At 58.3% G+C, this 22,792-nt stretch carries 22 protein-coding genes and 2 pseudogenes; 15 read left to right on the top strand and 9 right to left on the bottom strand.

Annotated elements, in window-relative coordinates:
• Together hydA and T18_RS21445 are read right to left on the bottom strand one after the other, a co-directional pair.
• A partial coding sequence (gene hydA, locus T18_RS21450) for a dihydropyrimidinase (RefSeq protein ID WP_323455247.1) occupies window positions 1–1,279 on the bottom strand: 1,279 nt, incomplete at its 3' end.
• On the bottom strand, window positions 1,276–2,523 hold the full coding sequence (locus tag T18_RS21445; protein ID WP_038491985.1) for a Zn-dependent hydrolase: 1,248 nt from the start codon (window positions 2,521–2,523) through the stop codon (window positions 1,276–1,278). The genes hydA and T18_RS21445, both read right to left, overlap by 4 nt.
• Window positions 2,524–2,785: 262 nt before the next feature.
• On the opposite strand from T18_RS21445, the gene T18_RS21440 reads away from it, so the two are divergent.
• The 3 genes and pseudogenes from T18_RS21440 to T18_RS21430 all read left to right on the top strand — a co-directional run bounded on the left by T18_RS21440 (window position 2,786) and on the right by T18_RS21430 (window position 4,273).
• The gene (locus T18_RS21440; RefSeq protein WP_003513869.1) at window positions 2,786–3,427 is read left to right on the top strand and encodes a TetR family transcriptional regulator C-terminal domain-containing protein; all 642 of its coding nucleotides are present in this window, start codon (window positions 2,786–2,788) and stop codon (window positions 3,425–3,427) included.
• Between the two features lie 254 nt (window positions 3,428–3,681).
• Window positions 3,682–4,005: pseudogene (locus tag T18_RS21435) on the top strand (DUF2325 domain-containing protein); the annotation flags it as partial.
• Entirely contained in the window at window positions 3,986–4,273 is a 288-nt protein-coding gene (locus T18_RS21430) for a hypothetical protein (RefSeq protein ID WP_003513867.1), read from the top strand. The pseudogene T18_RS21435 and the gene T18_RS21430, both read left to right, overlap by 20 nt.
• A 7-nt stretch (window positions 4,274–4,280) precedes the next feature.
• Here the strand turns inward: T18_RS21430 and T18_RS21425 are convergent, their stop codons facing one another.
• From T18_RS21425 to uppO, 3 genes are all read right to left on the bottom strand, one after another.
• On the bottom strand, window positions 4,281–4,646 hold the full coding sequence (locus tag T18_RS21425; RefSeq protein WP_038491982.1) for a DUF423 domain-containing protein: 366 nt from the start codon (window positions 4,644–4,646) through the stop codon (window positions 4,281–4,283).
• The gene (locus T18_RS21420; RefSeq protein WP_013636696.1) at window positions 4,643–5,044 is read right to left on the bottom strand and encodes a group II truncated hemoglobin; all 402 of its coding nucleotides are present in this window, start codon (window positions 5,042–5,044) and stop codon (window positions 4,643–4,645) included. The genes T18_RS21425 and T18_RS21420 overlap by 4 nt, the downstream gene beginning before the upstream one ends.
• 135 nt (window positions 5,045–5,179) lie before the next feature.
• Entirely contained in the window at window positions 5,180–6,595 is a 1,416-nt protein-coding gene (gene uppO, locus T18_RS21415; RefSeq protein WP_038492921.1) for a polysaccharide biosynthesis phosphomannomutase UppO, read from the bottom strand.
• A 259-nt stretch (window positions 6,596–6,854) separates the two neighbouring features.
• Between uppO and uppM the strand changes: the two genes are divergently transcribed.
• Window positions 6,855–8,474 (top strand): polysaccharide biosynthesis protein UppM, encoded by a 1,620-nt coding sequence (uppM, locus tag T18_RS21405; RefSeq protein WP_038491979.1) that lies wholly within the window; start codon window positions 6,855–6,857, stop codon window positions 8,472–8,474.
• A gap of 19 nt (window positions 8,475–8,493) precedes the next feature.
• Here the strand turns inward: uppM and T18_RS27210 are convergent, their stop codons facing one another.
• Complete coding sequence (locus tag T18_RS27210; RefSeq protein WP_003513853.1) at window positions 8,494–8,703, bottom strand: hypothetical protein; 210 nt, start codon at window positions 8,701–8,703, stop codon at window positions 8,494–8,496.
• 240 nt (window positions 8,704–8,943) lie between these two features.
• Here T18_RS27210 and uppL point away from each other — a divergent pair, with 240 nt between their 5' ends.
• Complete coding sequence (uppL, locus tag T18_RS21395; RefSeq protein WP_034502051.1) at window positions 8,944–9,759, top strand: polysaccharide biosynthesis UDP-hexose transferase UppL; 816 nt, start codon at window positions 8,944–8,946, stop codon at window positions 9,757–9,759.
• 248 nt (window positions 9,760–10,007) lie between these two features.
• Window positions 10,008–10,256, top strand: coding sequence for a hypothetical protein (locus T18_RS27815; protein ID WP_038491976.1), 249 nt, complete (start codon window positions 10,008–10,010; stop codon window positions 10,254–10,256).
• Between the two features lie 34 nt (window positions 10,257–10,290).
• On the opposite strand, the gene uppJ is transcribed toward T18_RS27815, so the two are convergent.
• Together uppJ and uppH are read right to left on the bottom strand one after the other, a co-directional pair.
• Window positions 10,291–11,235: a polysaccharide biosynthesis UDP-hexose transferase UppJ gene (gene uppJ, locus T18_RS21385; protein ID WP_038491972.1), complete on the bottom strand. Its 945-nt coding sequence runs from the start codon at window positions 11,233–11,235 to the stop codon at window positions 10,291–10,293.
• Window positions 11,236–11,243: 8 nt separating this feature from the next.
• Window positions 11,244–12,155 (bottom strand): polysaccharide biosynthesis endo-1,4-beta-xylanase UppH, encoded by a 912-nt coding sequence (gene uppH / locus T18_RS21380; RefSeq protein ID WP_038491970.1) that lies wholly within the window; start codon window positions 12,153–12,155, stop codon window positions 11,244–11,246.
• A 280-nt stretch (window positions 12,156–12,435) separates the two neighbouring features.
• Here uppH and uppI point away from each other — a divergent pair, with 280 nt between their 5' ends.
• On the top strand, window positions 12,436–13,506 hold the full coding sequence (gene uppI, locus T18_RS21375) for a polysaccharide biosynthesis UDP-hexose transferase UppI (RefSeq protein WP_003513843.1): 1,071 nt from the start codon (window positions 12,436–12,438) through the stop codon (window positions 13,504–13,506).
• A gap of 2 nt (window positions 13,507–13,508) precedes the next feature.
• The gene (gene uppG, locus T18_RS21370) at window positions 13,509–14,588 is read left to right on the top strand and encodes a polysaccharide biosynthesis glycosyltransferase UppG (protein WP_038491968.1); all 1,080 of its coding nucleotides are present in this window, start codon (window positions 13,509–13,511) and stop codon (window positions 14,586–14,588) included.
• 37 nt (window positions 14,589–14,625) lie between these two features.
• On the opposite strand, the gene T18_RS21365 is transcribed toward uppG, so the two are convergent.
• Window positions 14,626–15,696, bottom strand: a complete 1,071-nt coding sequence (locus T18_RS21365; RefSeq protein ID WP_038492918.1) for a hypothetical protein — start codon at window positions 15,694–15,696, stop codon at window positions 14,626–14,628.
• A gap of 500 nt (window positions 15,697–16,196) precedes the next feature.
• Here T18_RS21365 and uppW point away from each other — a divergent pair, with 500 nt between their 5' ends.
• From uppW to T18_RS21330, 7 genes and pseudogenes are all read left to right on the top strand, one after another.
• On the top strand, window positions 16,197–17,612 hold the full coding sequence (uppW, locus tag T18_RS21360; protein ID WP_019565136.1) for a Wzy-type polysaccharide biosynthesis protein UppW: 1,416 nt from the start codon (window positions 16,197–16,199) through the stop codon (window positions 17,610–17,612).
• A 161-nt stretch (window positions 17,613–17,773) separates the two neighbouring features.
• Complete coding sequence (locus T18_RS21355; RefSeq protein WP_038491965.1) at window positions 17,774–18,550, top strand: ABC transporter ATP-binding protein; 777 nt, start codon at window positions 17,774–17,776, stop codon at window positions 18,548–18,550.
• Window positions 18,551–18,594: 44 nt separating this feature from the next.
• On the top strand, window positions 18,595–19,365 hold the full coding sequence (locus T18_RS21350; RefSeq protein ID WP_038491962.1) for a transporter substrate-binding domain-containing protein: 771 nt from the start codon (window positions 18,595–18,597) through the stop codon (window positions 19,363–19,365).
• A gap of 22 nt (window positions 19,366–19,387) precedes the next feature.
• Window positions 19,388–20,110: an ABC transporter permease gene (locus tag T18_RS21345; RefSeq protein WP_013636682.1), complete on the top strand. Its 723-nt coding sequence runs from the start codon at window positions 19,388–19,390 to the stop codon at window positions 20,108–20,110.
• A gap of 12 nt (window positions 20,111–20,122) precedes the next feature.
• On the top strand, window positions 20,123–20,812 hold the full coding sequence (locus tag T18_RS21340) for an ABC transporter permease (protein WP_013636681.1): 690 nt from the start codon (window positions 20,123–20,125) through the stop codon (window positions 20,810–20,812).
• Window positions 20,813–20,832: 20 nt separating this feature from the next.
• A complete protein-coding gene (locus T18_RS21335) occupies window positions 20,833–21,747 on the top strand; it encodes a homocysteine S-methyltransferase family protein (RefSeq protein WP_013636680.1) in 915 nt (304 codons plus the stop codon).
• Window positions 21,748–22,174: 427 nt separating this feature from the next.
• A pseudogene (locus T18_RS21330) lies at window positions 22,175–22,792 on the top strand (methyl-accepting chemotaxis protein); the annotation flags it as partial.

Genomic DNA, 22,792 nt, shown 5'->3' with positions numbered 1-22,792 from the left:
AGCGCGGCAGGCCCTTGACCTTCTGTCCTTCGAACACGTTGTAATCGATGGCCGATTGCTGGTTTTCCGCGCGGATGGTCTTTTCCCGCGCCGGGTCCCAGACGACGATATCGGCATCGCTGCCGACGAGGATCGCGCCCTTTTTCGGATAGATGTTGAGGATTTTCGCAATGTTGGTGGAGGTGACGGCGACGAATTCGTTCATCGTCAGCCGGCCGGTCGCCACGCCATGGGTCCAGAGCAGCGGCATGCGATCTTCCAGCCCGCCGGTGCCATTGGGGATCTTGCGGAAATCACCGAGGCCGAAGCGTTTCTGGTCGGTGGTGAAGGCGCAATGGTCGGTCGCCACGCATTGCAGCGAGCCGGAGGCGAGACCCGCCCAGAGGCTATCCTGATGCTGGCGGTTGCGGAAGGGTGGCGACATGACCCGGCGGGCAGCATGGTCCCAGTCGGCATTGGCGTATTCGCTTTCATCGAGGATCAGGTGCTGGATCAGCGGTTCGCCATAAACGCGCATGCCGTTCTGACGCGCACGGCGGATGGCTTCATGTGCCTGCTCGCAGGATGTATGAACGACATAAAGCGGCGCACCGGCCATATCGGCGATGATGATGGCGCGGTTGGTCGCTTCGCCTTCGACGGAGGGCGGCCGGGAATAGGCATGCGCTTCCGGCCCGACATTGCCTTCCGCCATCAGCTTTTCCTGCATCTGCGCGACGATATCGCCGTTTTCCGCATGCACGAAGGGAATGGCGCCAAGCTCGGCGCAACGCGAGAAGGAGGCGAACATCTCGTCGTCATTCACCATCAACGCGCCCTTGTAGGCCATGAAGTGCTTGAACGAATTGATGCCCTTTTCCTGAACCACAGTCTTCATCTCGTTGAAGACCTGCTCGCCCCACCAGGTAACGGCCATGTGGAAAGAATAATCGCAGTTGGCGCGCGTTGCCTTGTTGTCCCATCTTTGCAGGGCATCGAGCAGCGACTGGCCGGGATCGGGCAGACAAAAATCCACCACCATGGTCGTGCCGCCGGCAAGGGCGGCACGCGTGCCACTCTCGAAATCATCGGCGGAGTATGTGCCCATGAAGGGCATTTCCAGATGCACATGCGGATCGATGCCGCCGGGCATGACGTAACATCCCGTGGCATCGAGCACTGTGCCGCCGGTCAGATCGGGTCCGATCTCGGTGATCTTGCCGCCTTCGATTTTAACATCGGCCTTGTAGGTCAGGTCGGCGGTGACGATGGTGCCGTTCTTGATAATGGTGGCGGTCATTGCACGATCTCCGCAGTTTCCAGCACCGCATGCAGCAGCACGTCGCAGCCCGCGGCGGCCCATTCGGAGGAGATGTTTTCGGCTTCATTGTGGGAAAGACCGTCCACGCAGGGGCAGAAGATCATGGTGGAGGGGGCAACCCTTGCTGTCCAGCAAGCATCATGGCCGGCGCCGGAAATGATGTCCATATGGCTGTAGCCCAGCTTTTCGGCAGCAGCGCGCACGCGGCCCACCAGCACCGGATCGAAGGTGACGGGATCGAAATGGCCGATGGCCTCGATTGCGCAGCCGACTCCGAGTTCTTCGGCGATAACGGGCACCTCGCGTTCGAAGATGGCGCGCATGTTGTCGAGTTTCGCCTGCGAGGGGGTTCTGAGGTCGATGGTGAAAACCACCTTGCCGGGCAGCACATTGCGGGAATTGGGCGTAAAGATCATCTGGCCGACGCCGGCGACGGCGCCCGGCTGGTGGGCCATCGCCACTTCCTGCACCTTTTCGAGGATGCGGGCGGCGGCGAGGCCAGCATTGACGCGCATGGCCATCGGCGTCGAGCCGGTATGCGCTTCCTTGCCTGTCAGTGTCACTTCCAGCCACCACAGGCCCTGACCATGGGTAACGACGCCGATCTGCTTGCCTTCCGCCTCGAGGATAGGCCCCTGTTCGATATGATATTCGAAATAGGCGTGCATCTTGCGGGCGCCTACCTCTTCCTCACCCAGCCAGCCGATGCGCTTCAGCTCGTCGCCATAGGTCTTGCCGTCGGTATCGGTGCGGCTATAGGCGTAATCGAGATCGTGAATGCCGGCGAAGACGCCGGAAGCCAGCATGGCTGGGGCAAAGCGCGCGCCTTCCTCATTGGACCAGTTGGTGACGACAACAGGGTGTTTCGTCTTTATGTTGAGATCGTTCAGGCTTCGCACGACTTCCAGTCCAGCCAGCACGCCGAGAACGCCATCGAACTTGCCGCCGGTTGGCTGGGTGTCGAGATGGCTGCCGATATAGACCGGCAGTGCATCCGGGTCCTCGCCGGGGCGGGTGGCGAACATCGTGCCCATCTTGTCGACGCCCATCGTGAGGCCGGCCGCTTCGCACCAGCGCTTGAACAGGCTGCGGCCTTCAGCATCTTCATCCGTCAGCGTGCGGCGATTATTGCCGCCGGCAATGCCGGGGCCGATTTTCGCCATGTCCATCAGACTGTCCCACAGACGGTCGCCATTGACCGTCAAGTTCTTACCCGCTGCCATGAAGTGTCGTCCTCACCTGTTTTGTTTTTATCGAAGCAAAGCTTGTGCCGTTCCCGTTTTTGCCGGTTAAGATAACAGCCATTGCCTTGTGATGGCGATGGTGGATAAATTGACCGGCTGGTAAACATTGCAAATTCGCCATGACGTCAGCAAGGGATTTTCGTGACGAATCGCACTAATTTTGCCTAAACTGTACGCGTCGATTATTTTTTAAGCATACTGTAGCGGCAATTGCATCGAAAAGAAACACAGAGAGCAGAGTATGGCCATACCGCGCGCAGCGAAAACACAGAAGCGGACCCGCATTCAGGAAGAAAAGCAGGAAGCGATTCTTGAGGCCGCGCTGAGTGTGTTTTCCACCAACGGCTTTCGCGGTTCCACCATCGACCAGATTGCCGAGGCCGCCGGCATGTCGAAACCGAACGTGCTTTATTATTTCCGCACCAAGGAGGCGATGCATCGCGCGTTGATCGAGCGGGTGCTGGATACCTGGCTGGATCCGCTCAGGGCTTTTGATGCCGAGGGCAATCCTGAAAGCGAAATCCGCTCCTATATTCGCCGCAAGCTGGAAATGTCGCGCGATTTTCCGCGCGAGAGCCGCCTGTTTGCCAATGAAATCCTCCAGGGCGCGCCCCATATCGAGGATGAGCTGAAAGGTCCGCTAAAGCAACTGGTGGATGAAAAGGCGGAGGTAATCCGCGTCTGGATCAAGGCCGGGCGGATGGCGAAATGCGATCCCTATCACCTGATTTTCTCGATCTGGTCGACCACGCAGCACTATGCGGATTTCGACGTGCAGGTGCGGGCCGTGCTGGGCGACAAAAACGGTGGCGAAGGCCGGTTTGAGGATGCAGCCCGGCACCTGGAGCAGCTTTTCATGGGCGGATTGAAGATCAACAACTGATCTGGTGAGGTTATCGCGAATATGTGATCGATTCTTTATGTCAAAACATGAGGAAAATTATCACCTTTATACTTTACTCCAAAACTCATCTTTATTATGGTGCCGGCATCCCGAACGTCGGGGCATGAAAAAATCAACCGGCAGGTGAGGGAATGGCACGCAAGGAAAAGAAGAAAGCCGAACGCGGCGGCAAGCAGGGCAAGGGCGCGCCTCAACCTGAAAAGGATGTGGCCGAACAGCAGCTTTCCGGTCCGAAGAGCTTTCTTTATGTTGGCGGCCGTGACTGTCAGGTTGCCCATCTTCGCCAGATCGCCAGCAATTTCGGCGCCGAGCTTATCCATCACGATGGCGGATTGCGTGAGGCGGTCTCGCGTATCGACACTGTTCTTCCCTCCGTCGACTGCGTTTTCTGCCCGATCGACTGTATCAGCCACGATGCGTGTCTGCGGGTGAAGTCCGGTTGCAAGAAATTCGGCAAGACGTTCATTCCGCTGCGCAATGGCAGCAAATCCAGTCTGGAGCGAGCGCTGCAGACGATGAATGAACGGACCTTAAACGATGAGCGACGAGCGCAATAATTTCAAGGATGCAGAGCAGGCGGTGGCTGAGGCCTGCCGCGTGGAGTTGCACAAGATGGCCGACCAGGGCGCCGATCCGGCCCTGACGGAGATGTATGAAGTCGTCGGCGAACGCGAGCGGCGCAACCGCGCCGCAGCTGACGGCGGCAATGTGCTGGCTTTTCCCTATTTGCGCACCCGCCAGCCGGGCGAAAAGCCGTTCTTCGAGATCGGTGACGCGGCTCAACGTGGCGGCAACATCCTGTCGTTTCGCTGGAAACGGCGTTGATGCCGATTTAGCCCCTCGGCTTCAAAAATGCACCGGCGCAGAGCACCAGCCATCCCGCGATCATGCCGAGGCCACCCAAGGGGGCCGCGTAGGGAAACAGGCTGTGACCGGAAAAATGTCTGGTGACGAGATCACCAACAAAAATCGCCGTGCCGAAGCCAAGAATCAGCCCTGCCGGAATGGAGGTTCTGATGCGGTCCGCGCCGATATGCAGTGCCACAAGCACTGGCGCATGGGCGAGCGCCATGGTCGAGGCGTTGCCAAGCATATAGGTTTCGCCGGTATGGGTGGCGGCGGCGGCAAGCATGACGCCGGCAGCACCCAAAAGGCTGCCCAGCAGCAAAATCAAGGCGCGCAATCTTTCCGTCGTCATGGGTTATTCGCTTCCTGATTTTGCATGTGAAAGGCCAGCCGCTCCACGGGTCCCCAGATGATGTCCCGGAGCTTTGCGTTCTCGATGGTCTCGTCCATCGCGCGGCGAAAGCAGAGCAGCCATTCGTCCCGCTCGGCGGGTCCGATAGGGGCCACGAAATGACGCCTGCGCAACATCGGGTGGCCGTGTTTTTCGACATAGACCGGCGGTCCGCCAAGATATCCGGTCAGATAATCGTAGAACTTGCTTTCGCTGCCGGAAAGATCGGCTGGATGGATGGCGCGGCAATGCGCCGCCTCTGGCAGGGTGTCCATCAATTCGTAGAAGCGCCGGGTCAGTGCTCTGACTGTGGCATCGCCGCCGATCGCTTCATAAAGGGTAATGGTCTCGCCGCTCACATCCCGCCTCCTTGAACCCTGCGGCCCTTATCGCTTTCCGGAGCGGGAAGAGCAACAGGCAAAGACGGGATGCGACATTTGCGACACTGGGACATTCATGGTGGCCGTCCGCTTCAAGCGTTCAGCGCCATCCACTCATCCAAAGTTGCGGATGAGCTCGAGGCCCTTGCTGAGCAGCGTTTCGGCTTCGTCCTGATTGGCGGCCTCGACGTAGCAGCGCATTTCCGGAGCATTGCCGGACGGGCGGAAATGGATGGTGCTGCCGTCGGTCAGGGCCACGCGCAGGCCGTCAATGTCGCTCAGCGCCTTGACCGTGCCCACGGGGGCGAGGAAGGTTTCGAGATTATCCCGCGAGGCGCGCAGATGCGTCATCAGGGCAGCGCTTTTTTCCTGTGCGAAGTTTTCCAGACGATCGGCAGCCGCGACCGGCAGGTTATAGGCGGCGGCAATCTGCGATAGCGGCTTTTTCTGCTCGGCGGAGAGAAGCAATACGGCGAGGATGGGCAGGAAGCTGTCCCGCGTCGGCAGGGGCGATAGCGGTTTGCCGTTCAATGTGAAGGTTGAGGCTGTCAGAAGGCCGCCATTGGCCTCGAAACCCATGACGCCGTTGTTTCTTTCGGCAAGGGCCTGTGCCATGCCGGCAATCACGAAAGGCGAACCGACCCTGGTGCGGATGACCTTGAACGAACCGCTCGCCTCAATGCCGGAATTGGAGGTGACGGGGGTGACGACTACGCCGGCATCGAGAAAATTCGCTGTGATCAATCCGATCAGGTCGCCGCGCAGCGGCACGCCGTTTTCATCGGCAAGCAGGGGCCGGTCGCCGTCACCATCGGCGGAAACGATGGCATCGAGGCCGTGTTCCGGCGCCCATTTTTTGAGAAGCTCCAGCGTTTCAGGGGAGACCGCCTCGGTATCGACCGGAATGAAGGTCTCGGAACGGCCGAGCGACACAACTTCGGCGCCATAGTGGGCGAGAACGTCGACGAAGAGATCGCGCGCCACCGTGCTGTGCTGGTAAACGCCGATCTTCAGGCCCGACAGCGCCTTTTCCGGCAGGAGTGCGGCATTGCGCTCATAAAAGAGCTCGGCTGCAATTGCGGAATGGTCGTCCGCCGTTGCGGCCTCGTCGTTAATCCCTTCAGCCTCGACTTCGGCTGCGAGTGCGGCGATCGCCGTTTCGTCCTGTTTGTCGATTTCGCCGTCTGGGCGGTAGAACTTGATGCCGTTGCGGTCGGCCGGAATATGCGAACCGGTTATCATCAGCGCGCCGGCCTTGAGGGAAAGTCCGTAAAGCGCCAGTGCCGGTGTCGGCACGGTGCCGCAATCGAGCGGCGTGAGGCCGGCTTTTTTCAGCGCGGCGATACAGGTTGCGGAAACATCCGGGCTCGAATCTCGGAAATCGCGGGCCACGAGGATGGGGTCGCCCGCCTTTGCCTGACCCGATGTGAGAAGGTGCCTTGCAAATGCCGTTGCGTAGACGGCCGAGGCCTTTCCTTTCAGATCGACAGACAGGCCGCGAAGGCCGCTCGTTCCAAATTTCAGGCTCATGCCAAACTCCGTTTCGATAAAATCTTTGAGGTTCAAATGGATAATACAAAAATATAACGCCAGAAAGAACCGTATCGATCCATTCAAGTCAATCATCTCTTTCATGCACGCGGCGAATAGGTGATGATGGCGGGGGATGATGCGGGTAACCTAAAATTCACCCGTTATATCTAGACTTGCCGGTTAATAGTGGTTCTGGCGACGATGAAAACCATCTGTTGCAGGCCTTTTTTGTGGTTCGTTCAAGTTGGATTGGCTGATGTACAGGCTTCAAAAGGCGGGACATAAGCAGGCACGTCCGCTGGATGAAAAAGCGGCGCCCGCCGCCAGACCCCACGGTTCCCTGCTGGACGATCTGGTGGATGAGGATGAGGTTTTCGAGCGCACGGTGCTGAAAGAGCATCTTGAGCCGAAGCCGGCAGCTGCCGTTGCCGAACCCGCTCCGGCTGAAAAGCCCACAAGGCCGGCCTCGCCAAGCAACAGTCTCGCGGCCACGCTGCCGGGCCTGAAATATATCGACCGGATCGGTGTCGACGAGGTACTCGGCTGGCTGCGTGCCGGGATCGTCTGGATTGTGCTTGCGATCATTCTCTGCGTCGCCGCTGCACTCGCCTACGCCTATATGACGCCGCCGCGTTACACCGCGTATACGGATATCGTCGTCAATCCCTCCAACCTGAATGTCGTCAATGACGGGGTGTTTTCGCCCAACCAGCAGCGCGACACCCAGATTCTCGAAGTGGAGAGCAAACTGCGCACCGTCACGTCGCGCAACGTGCTGGCGCGGGTGGTGGACGAGCTGAAACTGGATGAGGACCCGGAATTCATATCCCCACCGCCTCTTGCGCGGCTGAAAGCATTTTTTTCACCCAAGCCGGAAGATGGTGACAACAAGGTCGGCGCGCTTCGTTCGCTGGGCGAACGGGTTGCGGCGGAACGGGATCCGCGTTCCTTCGTGGTGACGCTTGCGGTCTGGACCAATGATCCGGACAAATCCGTGACAGTCTCGAAGGCGATGGTGAAGGCTTTCGAAAGCGAGTTGTTCCAGACGACCTCGGACAGCAGCCTGCGTATTGTCGATGATCTCAAGAAGCGGCTTGAGGAAATGCGTCAGAACGTGACGGTTGCCGAAAAGCGCGTCGCCGATTTCCGCCGCGAAAACGGCCTGCAGGAGAATAACGGCCAGCTGGTCAGCAATCTGGCGTCCGGCGAGCTGAATGCGCAGGTTCTTGCCGCGCAGCAGCGCGTCATTCAGGAGGAGTCGCGCCTCAAGCAGATGCAGGCGGCGATTGCCCAGAACCGCACCCAGAGCGACGCGATCTTCGACAGCCAGACCATGAACACCATCCGTGCGCAATACAGCACCTTGCAGCAGCAGATTGGGGCGATGACGCTGACCTATGGCGCCCGCCATCCGCGTCTGGCGACGGCCGGGGCGGAACGCGATATGCTGGAACGCGGCATTGCGGATGAGGCGCAGCGGATTTTGCTGGCGGCCAAGACCAATGTCGCCGAGGCCCGCTCCTCGCTTGATGCCCTGCGGCTGAAGGCGGTTGCGGAACGCGCCAACGTCTTCACCGACAATGAGGCGCAGGTGCGGCTGCGCGATCTGGAGCGAGACGCCAACTCAGCTGCCGCGATCTACGAGACCTATCTCAATCGCTCACGTCAGATCGCCGAGCAGCAGACAATCGATTCCACCAATGTGCGGGTGATTTCGCAGCCGGTAGCGCCCAATTCCAGAAGCTGGCCGCCCGGCAAGCTGATCTTCCTGATCGCCGGTGGCGTGGGCGGTCTGTTCCTTGGTCTCGGAATTGCCATCGCACTTGGGCTTTTGGGTTTTCTGCGCCGGACAGATCACGCGGAACGCTACGCCTGAGGGCTGCGACCGCGCGCGCTTATTCCTCGGACATCAGGCCGTCATAGACTTCGAGCAGGGCGGCGGCGATGGCGGCACCCAGCGCATTACCCGCATCGCGAATGCCTGTCTCGTCGCCGTCACGGACCGAAACGGCAAGATCGGACGCCTCGTTGGCGACGATTTCTTTTGCCCGTTCGATGGCCCAAAGGCCGAAATCGCCGCGGTTGTCGATCGATATGGTTTCCATGGCCGGGACCTTTTCTATGGTGTGGTTTCGTCGTCCCTTAACCCATCAACCGCAAAACCGGAATAGGGTGAGGAGAGGTTGGGGTGGTCACTCAACCCCCGGGCGTATAATTGTTTGATTCAAGCGTCAGATTTATAAGAATATTAATGATAGTTATTCGTAGTGTTTGAAGCCTTATACCTTAATCCTATGCGTGAATATAACAGTGAAACGATGCCTATCTTGGACACCGGACAGAATATGACAGGGAGAGATGTCCCGCATGCGGAAGGGCCTGGCACACACTGGCCGGTTGTTCCGCTTGCGGCTTTGCCCATCACCGATGCTACCATCGAAGAGACGGCGCAGGATTTTATCCTGCGGGCGGAACGTGAACGCGCGGCCGGCGCAAAGCCGTTCTATTCGACATCGGCGAACGGTCAGGTCATCGCACTCTGTCACCAAGACAAGGAATTCGAAGCCCTGCTGCGGCAGGCGGACCAGATTCATGCCGACGGCATGTCGCTGGTGATCTTTTCCCGCCAGTTCTGCGTGAGGGCGCTGCGGGAACGTGTGGCGACGACGGATCTCGTTCATGCGGTGGCCCGGAGGGCTGAGGCGACCGGCACGCGGTTCTATTTTCTCGGCGGTTCCGAAGAGGTGAACCGCGCGGCAGTCGAGGAAATGCAAAAGCTCTATCCACGGCTTGTCTTTGCCGGTCGGCGCAATGGTTATTTCAGACCCGGCGACGAGGAGGCGATCCTTGCCGATATCGTCGCATCGCAGACCGATATTCTCTGGGTGGGCTTCGGCATACCGCTGGAGCAACGTTTCGTCGCGCGCAATCTCGACAGGCTTTCCGACATTGCGGTGATCAAGACCTGCGGCGGTCTGTTCGATTTTCTCGCGGGCAAGAACAGCAGGGCGCCACAATGGATGCAGGATATGGGGCTCGAATGGCTCTACAGGGCCATGCTTGAGCCGAGGCGTCTCGGCAAGCGCTACCTGCTGACCAATCCCATCGCCATATATTCGCTGCTGAAGCATCGCTACGGGTTCGGGGCCGGCAAGGTCTGAAATCTGCGCATTCTCATTGATTCTTTACGGAATTGCCCCTGACCGTCCGGCCGGTTCAGGATCGATATCATTTGAGCGGCATCTGCCGGCGCATGCAATCATCATATGGAGTCGCGCTATATGAGGTCGCTCTAACGTATCGGGGTGGAGGTGTCTTTCCGCGGAAAATCGTTGCAAGTGGGCGTAACGGCGGTACACTGAGCGGATATTACATATTTATTCGAATCAGAAATATATTGAGGACAGCGATGGTAATTACGTCCATTTCTCTTTTCGTATATGGGATTGGCACCGTTACTTCTCTTGCCATGACCTATATAGAAGGCGCCCGCCGCGACAAGGATTGGGACTTTTACCGGGTGACCGGTATCATCCTTTGTTTCTTCTGGCCGGTTCTTGTGCCGCTTCTCATTCTTGCAGCCGTTTTTTCGTCATTCGGTTCCCAGAAACGGCATGTGAATGGGATCTCTTTGCGCAGGGAAAAAACCCTGAGCTGAAAAGCTGATATTAACTGCCGGAACGAGCCCGCGTTCAGGCCTTTTTCGCCGGCGCCTTATAGGGCGTGAGCGTAATACCGAGGCTCGCCATGACGCGGCCGATGGACATAAGCGGTGGATGCGTGGCGGGCAGCAGCGCACCGGTTTTCAGGAATGCGGAAACGGCGCGGACCAGTGACAGGCACAGGCTGATGACGTTTTTGGCGGCAAGCAGCAGCCCGCCCTTCAGGCCGGGGCGTCGGGCGCGGTCGATGCTGTAATTGATGATGCCGGTTCGGAGCGAGCGCTCCATGATCCAGCGCGGCGCCATGCGGTTTTCCGGCACATATTCGATGATGAGGGCTTGAGCGTTCCAGGCGAATTTGAAACCCGCCTTTCGGCAACGGGTGAAGAAATCCATGTCGCCGCCGCCGAGGAAGTTGAACCGTACATCGAATTCCGGCTTTTCCAGCGTTTCGAAAACCCGCCTCGAGATCAGGCAATTGCCAGACCCATGGATTTGATCGACTACGCCGGTGGGTGCCTCGATGGAGCCGAACAGCGGGTGTGCCAGAACCGCCTTGGGTGCGGGGGCATCGAATTCGCGATCGACCGGCCCGCCGACGATATCGACGCCGAAGGATTTTGCGGCAGAGACCATTTCAGCGAGCCAGACGGGCGAGGCCGCTTCGTCGTCATCGATCATCAGAAACCACTGCGCGGATGGATAGCTCTGCCGCGCCGTGCGGAATGCCGTGTTGATGGCGTAACAATTGCCCTGCGTCGGCTCGACCAGCGTCTGGCCCATCATTCCGCTCTCGGAGAAAAACGCACGCGCGACGGCCAGCCCCGCCTGGCCCACCCCGTCATTGTCGACAACGACGATGGCGAAGGGGAAATCGACCTTCTGGGCTGCCAGCGAGTTCAGCGTCTTCTGCAAACCTGCAGGCCTGCGGAAACTCGGAATGCACACCACCGCTTCCGGCATGATTTCGGACATGGACACTCCTAAATTCCGGCAAGGGCTGCGGCGGAAAACACGACGGCGCGCAGGCTTTGGCGCGGGCGATTGACAAATGTATCGGCAAGCGCCGAAAAGGCCTCGCGATAGCGCCGGGCGCGAAAGGCCTGCGCCACGGTATAGGCATTCATGTGATTTTCGGATTTGCGGCGAAGCCGGCGCAATTCCTGCGGCGCAATGGCGGCGACGATGGCGGGATCGGAAAACACCGCTTCGATCGCCGGTTCGCAATCCCGGAAGGTCAGAAGGCGGTTCATCATCACGCTTGTCCGGTGCACCCGGTAATCCAGCACGTGGCGGCCGGGCAGATAGGCGAAACGGCCGGAGGCAGCCAGCCGGCACCAGCCATACCAGTCTTCCGCGTAACGCAATGTCTCGTCGAAACCGCCAAAATCCTGAAAGATGCGGGTTTTAACCAGCATGATGCCGCCATTGACGATGAAGTTTCCGCCCAAAAGCGGCTGGAGGATGAAACCATCAGGTTTTTCCCGCCGTCTGATGAGGTTGCGCCGTCCGATCTTGGCGCCATTCTCATCAATGCGCTCATAATCGCCGTAGACGGCAACGACATCCGGTCCGGAGATGCCGGCGCATAGGGCGGCGATCGCGCCCGGCTTCACGCGGTCGTCGGCATCGAGAAACATCGTCCATTCACCGCGCGCCTGCGACAGGCCGAAATTACGTACGGCGGAAACGCCCTGCCGTCCCTGCGGCCGGGCCAGCAGTTTTACGCGGGGATCGGCGAAACTTTGCACCTTTTGCGCCGTTGTGTCGGTGGAGCCGTCATCGATGACGAGCACTTCGCAAACGGTTTTCCCCTGAGACAACACGCTTTCGATCGCTTCCACGATGTAACGCTCGCCGTTGCGAACGGGAATGACAATCGAGACGGAAACCAATATTTTTACTCCATCAGGGGCGGGTCAACAATTCTCACACTGAAGTTACTACCGGATTAAGCCGGCTTGCGCCAATTGTGACGTGGTATAGCGTCAGTTAACCTTGCAAATCTTTAATATCCTTTTGGCATGATCAAGATGTTATGTTTTGAGAATTAGAGCGTCGTGCGGCCATTGGGACGCATCAATGACGTTCTGACAGTTGTGATATGCGCATCGTCCCTTTCGAAAATCGCTTTCGATTTTCAGGCCGATGCGCCGGGGTTGTGGAGGCGGGCGAATGCGGATCGGGCGGCGGAATTTTCTGGGTGGTGCTGCAAGCGCGGGCCTGTTGCATGCCATGGCCGGGCAAGGCGTTGCCGCGACCAGGAAAACGTCGACAAAGATTGCCCCTTACGGTGCGGCCATCTATCTGCCGGACCTTACCGCCGATAGCCGCATCGGCGAAGCGGTGGTCAAATATTGCTCGCGCATCACACCCGTTACTGAAATGAAATGGGAGGTCATGCGGCCTTCGGCAGACGTTTTCGATTTTGCCGCTGCCGATGCGCTTGCGAACTTCGCGCGCCAGAACAAACTCACCATGCATGGTCATCCGCTTATCTGGTACGCTTCCAACGCGCCCTGGCTTGCCAGCATCGGCAGCGGCGCGAAGGTCGAGAAGTTGATGGAAACCCACATCGTCAAGGTGATGGAACGGTACAAGGACGTGATACACAGCTGGGATGTGGTCAACGAGCCTATCCCCGACGTGCCCGGCAACGTGCGCTCGCGCCGCGACGCCTGGTATTATGGCGCAGGCCCGGACGCCATCAAAAAGGCCTTTGACATCGCCCATTCCGTCGATCCGAAGGCCCAGCTCGTCCTCAACGAATATGATGTGGAATTTGCGGTCGAGAAATCGCCGGCCAAGCGCGCGGCCTTCCGCAATCTCATTCTCGAGCTGCTAGAGAAAGGCGCTCCGATCAATGCTATCGGCCTGCAGGGGCATCTGCGCGGTGGCTGGCCCATTGCGAAAGACGAGCTTGCCGCCTTTACCAAGGAAATGCGCAGTTATGGTCTTGCCGTTCTGGTGACGGAACTGGATGCGATGGACCAGACGCTTCCCGCCCCGGAAGCCGAGCGCGACATGCTGATAAACGGTCAGGTCCGCGATTTTCTCGAAGCGGCGTGCGAAGGCGGCCCGCTTTCCTCCATCACCACATGGGGCATTTCGGACCAATATACCTGGATTCGCTGGGCCTATCCCCGCCGGGATGGCACCGCGAACCGGCCGCTGCCGCTCGACTGGAGCTTCAACGAAAAACCCATGATGGCCGTCATCAATGAATTCCGGAACCGTGGTGCGTAATTATGACTGCTGAAATGCCGTTTCCTCCCGTACAAAAGGCGCTGCAAATCAATCTGCATCCCTTCGACGCACCGCATGCGGCCCTGACCGTTCCGCATCAGCTGCGGGTCTGGGGCGGGCAGGTGGACCGCATTCTCCTGACGGTGGATACCGGCCAGGTTGGAGCCGGCCGCTACAAGGGCAACGGTTTCGAGGCCGCCAGCAAACGCCTGTTTGACATGCTGGAGGAAATGCAGTCCAACTATCCGCATCTGTATGTGGATATTGCCGACTATAGCGATGCGGCGCGCAGTGCGGTGGCGGAGACGTTCTTTTCGCGCTCGCCGGTTCCTTATCCCGCCAAGGCTTTCGACGGCGGGCCTTTCCATGTTTATTTCCACGGGTTGAAACGTGCCAACGCCCGTTATGTGCTGCATATGGACAGCGACATGATGTTTGGCGGCGGCAGCCAGAGCTGGTTCAACGAAGCCATTGCGCTGCAGAAGGCCAACCCGGACGCGCTCTGCATCACGCCGTTTTCCGGGCCGCCCACCGTGCGCGGCGATCTCGATATCTCCCGCCATGTCGGCATGCCGGGGGTGAAAAACATTCCCGAACCGCGCAAGCTGCCGTCGCGCGTTCCTACATGGCGGTTCGCGACCGTTTCCACCCGCCTGTTCATGATCGACATGGACCGTTTCGCCAAGCGTATCGGCTCGCTCGAACTGCTGAGACCCGACGTCAAACGGCGCATCCGCTCCTATGCCTATAATCAGCAACCGGTCTCAATGCCTGCCGAAGAGGTGCTGAGCGACAATATGATGCGCATCGGCGTATACCGGCTTGATTTTCTCGGCACGGGCAAGGGCATGTATTCGCTGCATCCGCCCTATCGCTCGCCCGAGTTTTACGCGGCGCTGGGCTCCATCGTCGAGCGCATCGAAAAGGGTGACGTTCCCGAAGGCCAGCTCGGAGATTTCGATATCAACGGATCGATGGTGGACTGGTCGAGCGCCCTTGCGGCCAAGACGCGCTCCAAACGTTACGCGAAGGCGCTGCGTCACCTGATTTCAGCGAATGTCCAGCGCTTCACTGGGGCATAGAAGGCTCGGCATTTTCTTCACAACCGGCGCAAGTGCCTTAGAAATCTGTGATGAGCTTGCTCCAGCTTTCCGAGCTTAGCCCGCCAATATAGATATCGCCGGCAAGCGCCCGATCCCGGAGGGCTTCATCCCGGGTGGCCATGCAGAAATAACCGCGATGATGGAAGGTCACGTGGTTCTGACGGTAGAGCGCGTTCATGAGAAACGGCTGCGACATGCCGGTGACATGGGCATAGTTCTCATCATCGAAATGGCGGAACAGCGCACCGAGCACGTCGTTTTCGCGACCGGCATCGCAGACGAGGTTCAGCACATAGGCGGTCCGTCCCGCCTGTCCGAAATACAGGGCAGCGCCGATGATGCGGCCTTCGGCATTTTCGATCGCCAGGCTGCTCAATTCACCAAGGGTGCCGTTGGTTTTACTCATTTCGATCAGCCAGTGGAATTCCTCGTGGGACCATTCCGGGCGGACGGAAAAACGCTCGATCATTGTCAGCGCGTTGCGTCGGAACGTCTCGAAATCCACCGGTCTGACCGTGGTGCCGGCAACTTCATTGGGCCTTATGCCCTTTTTCCACGATCGCAGGATACGGTCCACAAATCCAAGCGCCATAAGTCCGGGCCTGGATTTGACTACTTGCGAACGGCGCGGCATGCGCAGGGCAATCGCGCTGAAAGGCTTGAGCGCCTTGTGCCATTGGAGGCTTTCCATCGGCAACATGCTGCCGCCGATCGCAAGCCAATGATCGGCGCTGACGGGGGAGGCCGTGTCCGAAAACAGCATATCGTGTTTCGTCGCGCGCATGCCGCGGGACAGGCGCGCGGCGCCGAGTGCGCCGAGTTTTCCTTTCGACGCGAAAGCACATAACAACCTTGCGGTAATGGGTTTTCCATTCGCGACAAACCGCATGGGGACGGCAAGGATAACGCTGGTAACGCCGCTCTCTCCAGCATCGTAGACAACGCTGCCATATTCGGGATCAAACACAGGACTGCTGAAAAACAATGTTTCGACGTAAGCGCCGAAGTCGAAGTTTCTATCAAGCCCGGTCTTTTTGAACGCGCTGTTGAGCACAACCTCGACAGCCGGAAGATCGTCCCTGCGCATGGGTCGAACGCCGGGCGCAGCTGGCTGAACCGGGCGTTGTGTCGCCCCTTCGTTGTTGCTATCGTCCATATTGGTGTGTATCGGAACGTCCACCGTCGGTTTCCAGCTATTTACGCGTTTATGAAATCAACAAGCCAAAGATATATCCAGAGTTGTTAATATACGTTAAACAGAATTTCGGATCATCACCCCAGTATATCCTTAACGTAGCGAAATATCTCTGTCGTCAAATAGATATAAGCAACCTTTACGAGGGCGTATGTCTAGCCAATAATAGGGAAATCAGCAACTTAAATTTGACAGATGAAGTTTGATATGGTCAAGATTCTACCCTTATCCATATGTTGACTTCGAAAATCAGGTTCCGTTTCAATTTCCCGGGCTTCATTCCTCTATAATGGAATTACTATTCCTCCGTGTATTATGAATAACTAAAAAATAGGGTTTTGACGGGATATTCATGTTACCGAGACGAAGCATCGGGTACGATGTGAGAACGTATGGAAAAAGGTAGAGAAAATTACCTGATGGATGCAGCGCATGATGAGCAGGCGAGTGTTGCCTGGCGGAATGCACTTTTCTATGTGACGTTCTTTTATTTCACGGTCGGCTTCTCGCCCTATATCTCGCTTTCCTCGACCTATCTGGGGTCCGCCATGGCGGCCGGGTCCAACCTCCTCAACCAGCTCACCGCGATCATCCTGCTCATCAGTTTCGTGGCGTTCATGGCAAAGGAGCGGTCGTCTTCCATTGTCTTTACGCCGCGTTTGCTGATGCTCGCGATCTTCGGCTGGTATATCTTCACCTCGGTGGTGGGCGGCGCGCCGGTGTTTTCGCTGCGGCGGCTTGCCATGTGCGCCATCATCTGCGTGCTCGCCAGCTGCTTCCTGCAATTGCCGCGCACCGAGCGGCATTTCACCACGCTGCTTGCCACATGCGTGCTGATCATCCTGTTCCTCTGCTATTTCGGCGTTGCTGTCCTGCCGTCGCGGTCGATCCATCAGGCAAGCGATGCGCTGGAGCCGCTCCTCGCAGGCAACTGGCGCGGGGTCTTCCGCCACAAGAACGAGGCAGCCTCGATCATGGCGGTGCTGATGATCGTCGGGATTTATCTGTGCAAGCGCTGGTCCCTTATCGGCGGCCTGGCGGTTCTGTTGCTGTCGTTGATCTTTCTCGTCAAGTCGGGTGGCAAGACCGCGCTCGGCCTGATGCCGATCATCATCGCCACGGGCTGGTTCATCGTGGGCTGGCCAAGATGGCGTTACGCTGTTGTGACCGTGCTTCTGGGAACCTTCGCCGTGGTGATCGTCGGCACGACCGTTGATCCGGTCTTTTCACAGATGCTGACGAAACTGGGGATCGACGCCAGTTTCACCGGCAGAACCGATATCTGGACCGTCTCCATAGATTATATCCGCCAAAGCCCGATCGTCGGATACGGCTACCAGGCCTTCTGGCGCAGCGACACCCTGATGACGAGCTTCACCGAGAACAATACCTGGGCAACGACGGCGCCGGATTCCCACAATGGCTATTTCGACCTTGTGCTTGGCGGCGGCGTGCCAGGTCTTATTCTGGTGCTGACGTGGATTTGTCTGATGCCGCTTCGCGATCTCGGCAAGATGGATGAGGCCACGCGCAAAAGCCCGCTGACGAAGCTCTATGTCGGCGTCTGGCTTTATGTCCTGCTCTACGGCTTTCTCGAAACGATGTTCTTCCTCAGTACCGGTTTCGTCTGGTTTTTCCTCGTCGTTGCCGTGATGGGCCTGCGTTTGCAGGCGAATGCCAGTCTTGTCGAGGATGAGGCGCAGGCGGAACCGCAATTGGCCCTGACTGGCAGTAACGCGGCCAGCGTGGCGAGGCGCATCAGGGGCAAATCGCGCAGATCGTTGCTCGCAGATGATATTTTGAAATGATTTTTCGTTTCAAATGTGTAAAAGAGCCTGATATTGCGCGCGTTTGCAGCGGGTTTCGCTAAACATGCGTGGCTTAAGTCTTTGTTGTTATGCATGTCCTGTCGCAAAACCGCTCCGCATTTTGCTCGACACGCAATGAACCGGATCGGCAAGGTCAATAAATGGCAGATACAGGCGCCTGTGCGCTCGAAGCGGATGACATCCACAAGAGCTTCGGCGCACACGAAGTTTTGAAGGGCGTTTCGCTGAAGGCCCACAAAGGCGATGTCATATCGATCATCGGCTCGTCCGGTTCCGGCAAGAGTACCTTCCTGCGCTGCATCAACTTTCTCGAAACGCCGGATCGCGGCCGGGTCATCGTCAATGGCGAGGAGATCGCCATGAAGATTGGCAGGGACGGCAAGGCTGTGCCGAAAAGCTGGCGGCAAGTGGAAAAGCTGCGGACAGGGCTTGGCATGGTGTTCCAGAATTTCAATCTCTGGGCCCACCGCACCGTTCTGGAAAATGTCATCGAAGCGCCTGTTCACGTTCTCGGCGTCAAGCGGCAGGAGGCGGTGGAAAAGGCCGAAGCCCTGCTGAACAAAGTTGGCCTTTACGACAAGAAAAATGCCTATCCGGCGTTCCTCTCCGGCGGGCAGCAGCAGCGCGCCGCGATTGCGCGCGCGCTCTGCGTGGAGCCGGCGGTGATGCTGTTCGACGAACCCACCTCGGCGCTCGATCCGGAACTTGTGGGCGAGGTGCTGAAGGTCATCCGCGATCTGGCCGAGGAAGGCCGCACAATGTTGCTCGTTACTCACGAGATGCGCTTTGCGCGCGATGTTTCCACCGAGGTGATGTTTCTGCATCAGGGCCGTGTGGAGGAAGCGGGGCCACCGGCGCAGGTGTTCGGCAATCCCACAAGCGCCCGTTGCAGGGAATTTACGGGCGCGCTGGCGTGATGGCCGTTTCGCTTCGCCGTTTGTTTTAACAGGAGAGACTTTAAATGAAATTCTTCGCCACGCTGCTTGCCGGAACGGCATTTGCGGTTTCCGCCTTCACCGCCAGCGCCGATGTCCGCTTCGGCATCATGAACGAATCCTACCCACCTTTCTTCGCCAAGGATGCCAGCGGCAAGTGGCAGGGCTGGGAAATCGATCTCATGGACGCCGTCTGCGCGGAAATGAAGGAAAAATGCTCGATCGTCGAGCTTTCCTGGGATGGCCTCATCCCGGCGCTGCAGACGAAGAAGTTCGATGTTATCTGGTCGTCCATGTCCAACACGGAAGAGCGCGAGAAGGTCATCGATTTCACCAACAAATATTACAACACGCCGAGCAAGCTGATCGGAGCCAAGGATGGCAAGCCGGGTGCGGCGCCGGAAGACGTCAAGGGCAAGACCATCGGTATTCAGGTCGCGACCATCCAGTCCGAATATTACAAGAAATATTTCGCTGATGTCGCTGACGAAAAGACCTATCAGACGCTGGACGAGGCGTTTCAGGATCTCGCAGCGGGCCGTATCGACTATGTGTTCGGCGACTCGCTCGTTCTCGATGCCTTCGTGAAGAGCGATGCCGGCAAGGATTGCTGCGCCGACATGGGCAACGTTGCGGATGACAAGGAAATCCTCGGCCTTGGCGTTTCCGGCGGCCTGCGCAAGGACGACACCGAACTCAAGAACAAGCTGAACGTTGCTCTCGCCGCCGTTCGCGCCAGCGGGAAGTATGACGAGATCACCAAGAAATACTTCAGCTTCGATATCTACGGTAAGTAATTTCTCCTGACCGGTCACATAAATGGCAAGCCTTGAAACCACGCTGCAACTGCTGTCACCCTATCCTCCGGGATGGGGCGGCACCCTTTTGAAGGGTGCGGCGTCGACGCTTGCCATTTCCGCCGGTGCCTATCTGATCGGCATCGTCATCGGGCTTGCCGGTGCACTCGGCAAGCTCTCCGGCAACAGGCCGCTTGGCCTTCTGCTCAATCTCTACACGACGGCAATCCGCGCCGTTCCCGAACTGATCCTCATCGTCGGGCTTTATTACGCCGGCACTGATGGCCTGAACCGGCTGCTACAACTGGCAGGCCTGCCGCCTCTGGAAGTCAACGGTTTCGTTGCCGCTGTTGCGGTTCTGGGTTTCGTGCAGGGTGCCTATATGACCGAGGTGCTGCGCGGTGCGATCCTTGCCATTCCGAACGGGCAGATCGAGGCGGCGCGCGCCTTCGGCATGTCGCCGGCCTTGCGTTTCCGCCGTGTGGTCTTGCCTGCACTGTTGCCGAACGCCCTGCCGGGCCTTGCCAATCTCTGGCTTGCGGTAACGAAGGATAGCGCGCTGGTGGCGGTTGTCGGTTATCAGGAACTGGCGCTTGCGACACGGCTGGCGGGGGCCAGCACCAAGCAATATTTCCTGTTCTTTCTTGCCGCAGCCCTGCTTTACCTTGCCATTACGCTGGTTTCCAACCTCGTCTTTTCGCTGCTGGAGCGCCGTGTGCGGCGCGGCCAGCCGGCGTTGGCATAAAGGGGAAGCTGCGTGGATTTTTCATGGATCGCCAAATATTGGCCGCTGCTTCTGTCCGGTGCCTGGCAAACGCTTGCGCTGCTCGTGATCTCCGTCAGCATTGGTTTTCTTCTCGCTATCGGGCTTGCCTTCGCGCAGGTCAGCGGCGGGCGGGTGACAAAAATTCTGGCGCGCGCCTATTGCACCTTCTTTCGCGGCACACCGCTTCTGATCCAGCTCTGGCTGCTCTATTATGGCGTCGGCTCGTTTCTGCCGATGATCCCCGGCTTACGTCAGAGTTTCATGTGGCCGGTGCTGCGCGAGGGCTTCTTTTTCGCCGCCGTCAGCTTCACACTGAATTACGCGGCCTATGAGGCCGAGGTTCTGCGCGGCGCGTTGCTGGCTGTGCCAAAGGGTGAGCTGGAGGCGGGCCGGGCTTTCGGCATGGGCCGTTTCACCCTTATTCGCCGCATCTGGCTGCCGCGCGCCATCCGCATCGCGCTGCCGACAATTGCGGGCGAGGTGGTGATGCAGCTCAAAGCCACGCCGCTTGCCTTTACCGTGACGGTGATGGACCTCTACGCCGTCGCCTACAAGGTGCGGCAGGACACGCTGCTCGTCTATGAGCCGCTGATCGTCGTCACCGTCTTTTATCTCATTCTCACCGCCATAATTGCCCGCTGTTTCGGTCTCATCGAACAGCAGGTGCCGGTCCGGCGGTAAACCGTTCAAGGAGCATGAACATGGGCACTATCCGTATTCTCGACGGCGGCATGAGCCGCGAATTGCAGCGGCTCGGCGCCGAGCTGAAACAGCCGGAATGGTCGGCGCTGGCGCTCATCAATTCACCTGATATCGTGCGGCAGGTGCATCAGGAATTCATCGAGGCCGGTGCCGATGTCGTCACCACCAATTCCTATGCGCTGGTGCCGTTCCATATCGGCGAGGAGCGTTTCCAGAAGGATGGCGAATCGCTGATCGCCCTTTCCGGCAGGCTGGCGCGCGAGGCTGCGGATGCCTCCGGCCGCGACGTGCTGGTGGCCGGTTCGCTACCGCCGATCTTCGGCTCCTATGAGCCGCAGAATTTCGATGCAACGCGGGTGCAGGACTATCTGAAGGTACTGGTCGACAATCTCGGGTCCTTCGTCGATGTCTGGCTGGGTGAGACGCTGAGCCTGATCGCCGAAGGCGAAGCGGTGCGGGAAGCCGTGGCCGCAACCGGCAAACCGTTCTGGATTTCCTTCACGTTGAACGACGATGCGGCTGCGACAGGCGGCGGCGAGCCTGCGCTGCGCTCTGGTGAAACGGTAAAGGCGGCGGCCGAATGGGCCGCGCAATCTGGCGCTGCCGCCCTGCTGTTCAATTGCAGCAAGCCGGAAATCATGAAAGCCGCCGTGGAAACGGCATCCGCCGTCTTTGCGGAAAAGGGCGTTTCGCTTGAGATCGGCGTTTATGCCAATGCCTTCGAAGGTGAACAGGGCGATTCCGCCGCCAATGAAGGTCTGCACGGCACGCGCACCGACCTGACCGACGATGTCTATTCGCGGTTCGCCTGCTCCTGGGCGGATGCCGGCGCAACCATGATCGGCGGCTGCTGCGGCATTGGCGCTGCCCATATCCACACGGTTGCAACGGCATTGCGGCGCGCGGCCGCCTGACGCTACCGCGAGCGCTCCCAACGCCACTATCGGGAATGCATGCGGCAGGCTGAAAGGCCTGCCGTTTTTTTGTCCCGTGCAAATTCGAAGCAGATCATGCGGCATAAAGGAATTTTAAAGTTTTAAAGTATAATTGTTGTATTTGCAAGTAAATAAAAGAATATTATAAAGTACTGTTCCTTGATCTTCTTCCTGTTGCGGCCAGTCTTTTCCGTCTGTCGCGTAGCCGCCGGATTCCCGGAACAGGTGCTTGCATAAATTTCAGGGCAGGCATCCCCCTGCGGGCCAGATGCATGATGCAGTTTGCGACAAGGGCCGATGATCCGGCTGATGGGGCCTTGATGATGAAGGCTTTAGACGTGCAATGTCATTTTTGCCGAACACCTCCGGCACGGGAAAGGAGCGGCATCCATTTCAGGAGCTTCCCGTGTCCTTTCTTCAAAATGCCCGTATCCGCACCAAAATCCTGTCACTCATTTTGCCACTCTGCATCGTCGGTCTCGGTGCCACCGCGTTCATGGCAACGCGTTACAAGGAAGCCGACACGCTTTATTCCGAATTCATCGCCAGCGATAATGCTGCGCTGGTGGAGCTTGCGCGGGCAAACCGTAATCTCGTCGCCCTGGCATATCGCGCCTATCAGGTCATGGCTTACGATGCGAATGCTGCGGAAATCAACGTTGCCAAGCAGGCTTATATTGACAGCAAACGCGAGCTTCTGGAGCGGCTGGGCAATGTCAAGACAGTGTTTCCGGAAGAGAGCGCTGCTGTCGATACCTTGATCGCGCAATCCCAGTCCATCGCGCAAATTACCGACAAGGCCGTTGAGCTGGGAATGGCGAACAGAAATGCGGAATCCGCCGTACAACTCGCCCACGCAGACGTCTCCATCCAACGAACGTCAGCCATCATAACGGCATTGCTGGACAAGCTTGCCAAGGGTGTTGCAAAAGGCAGCGACGATCTGACGGATCAGACGAATTCCACGATCCTGACCTCGCTTGTTGTGGTTGGCATCAGCTTTGCAGCCGGCATCATTCTCGCT

The organism is Rhizobium sp. TBD182 (genome assembly GCF_001950375.1).
Taxonomy (GTDB): domain Bacteria; phylum Pseudomonadota; class Alphaproteobacteria; order Rhizobiales; family Rhizobiaceae; genus Agrobacterium; species Agrobacterium tumefaciens.
This window is presented reverse-complemented; position numbering and strand designations above follow the sequence as displayed.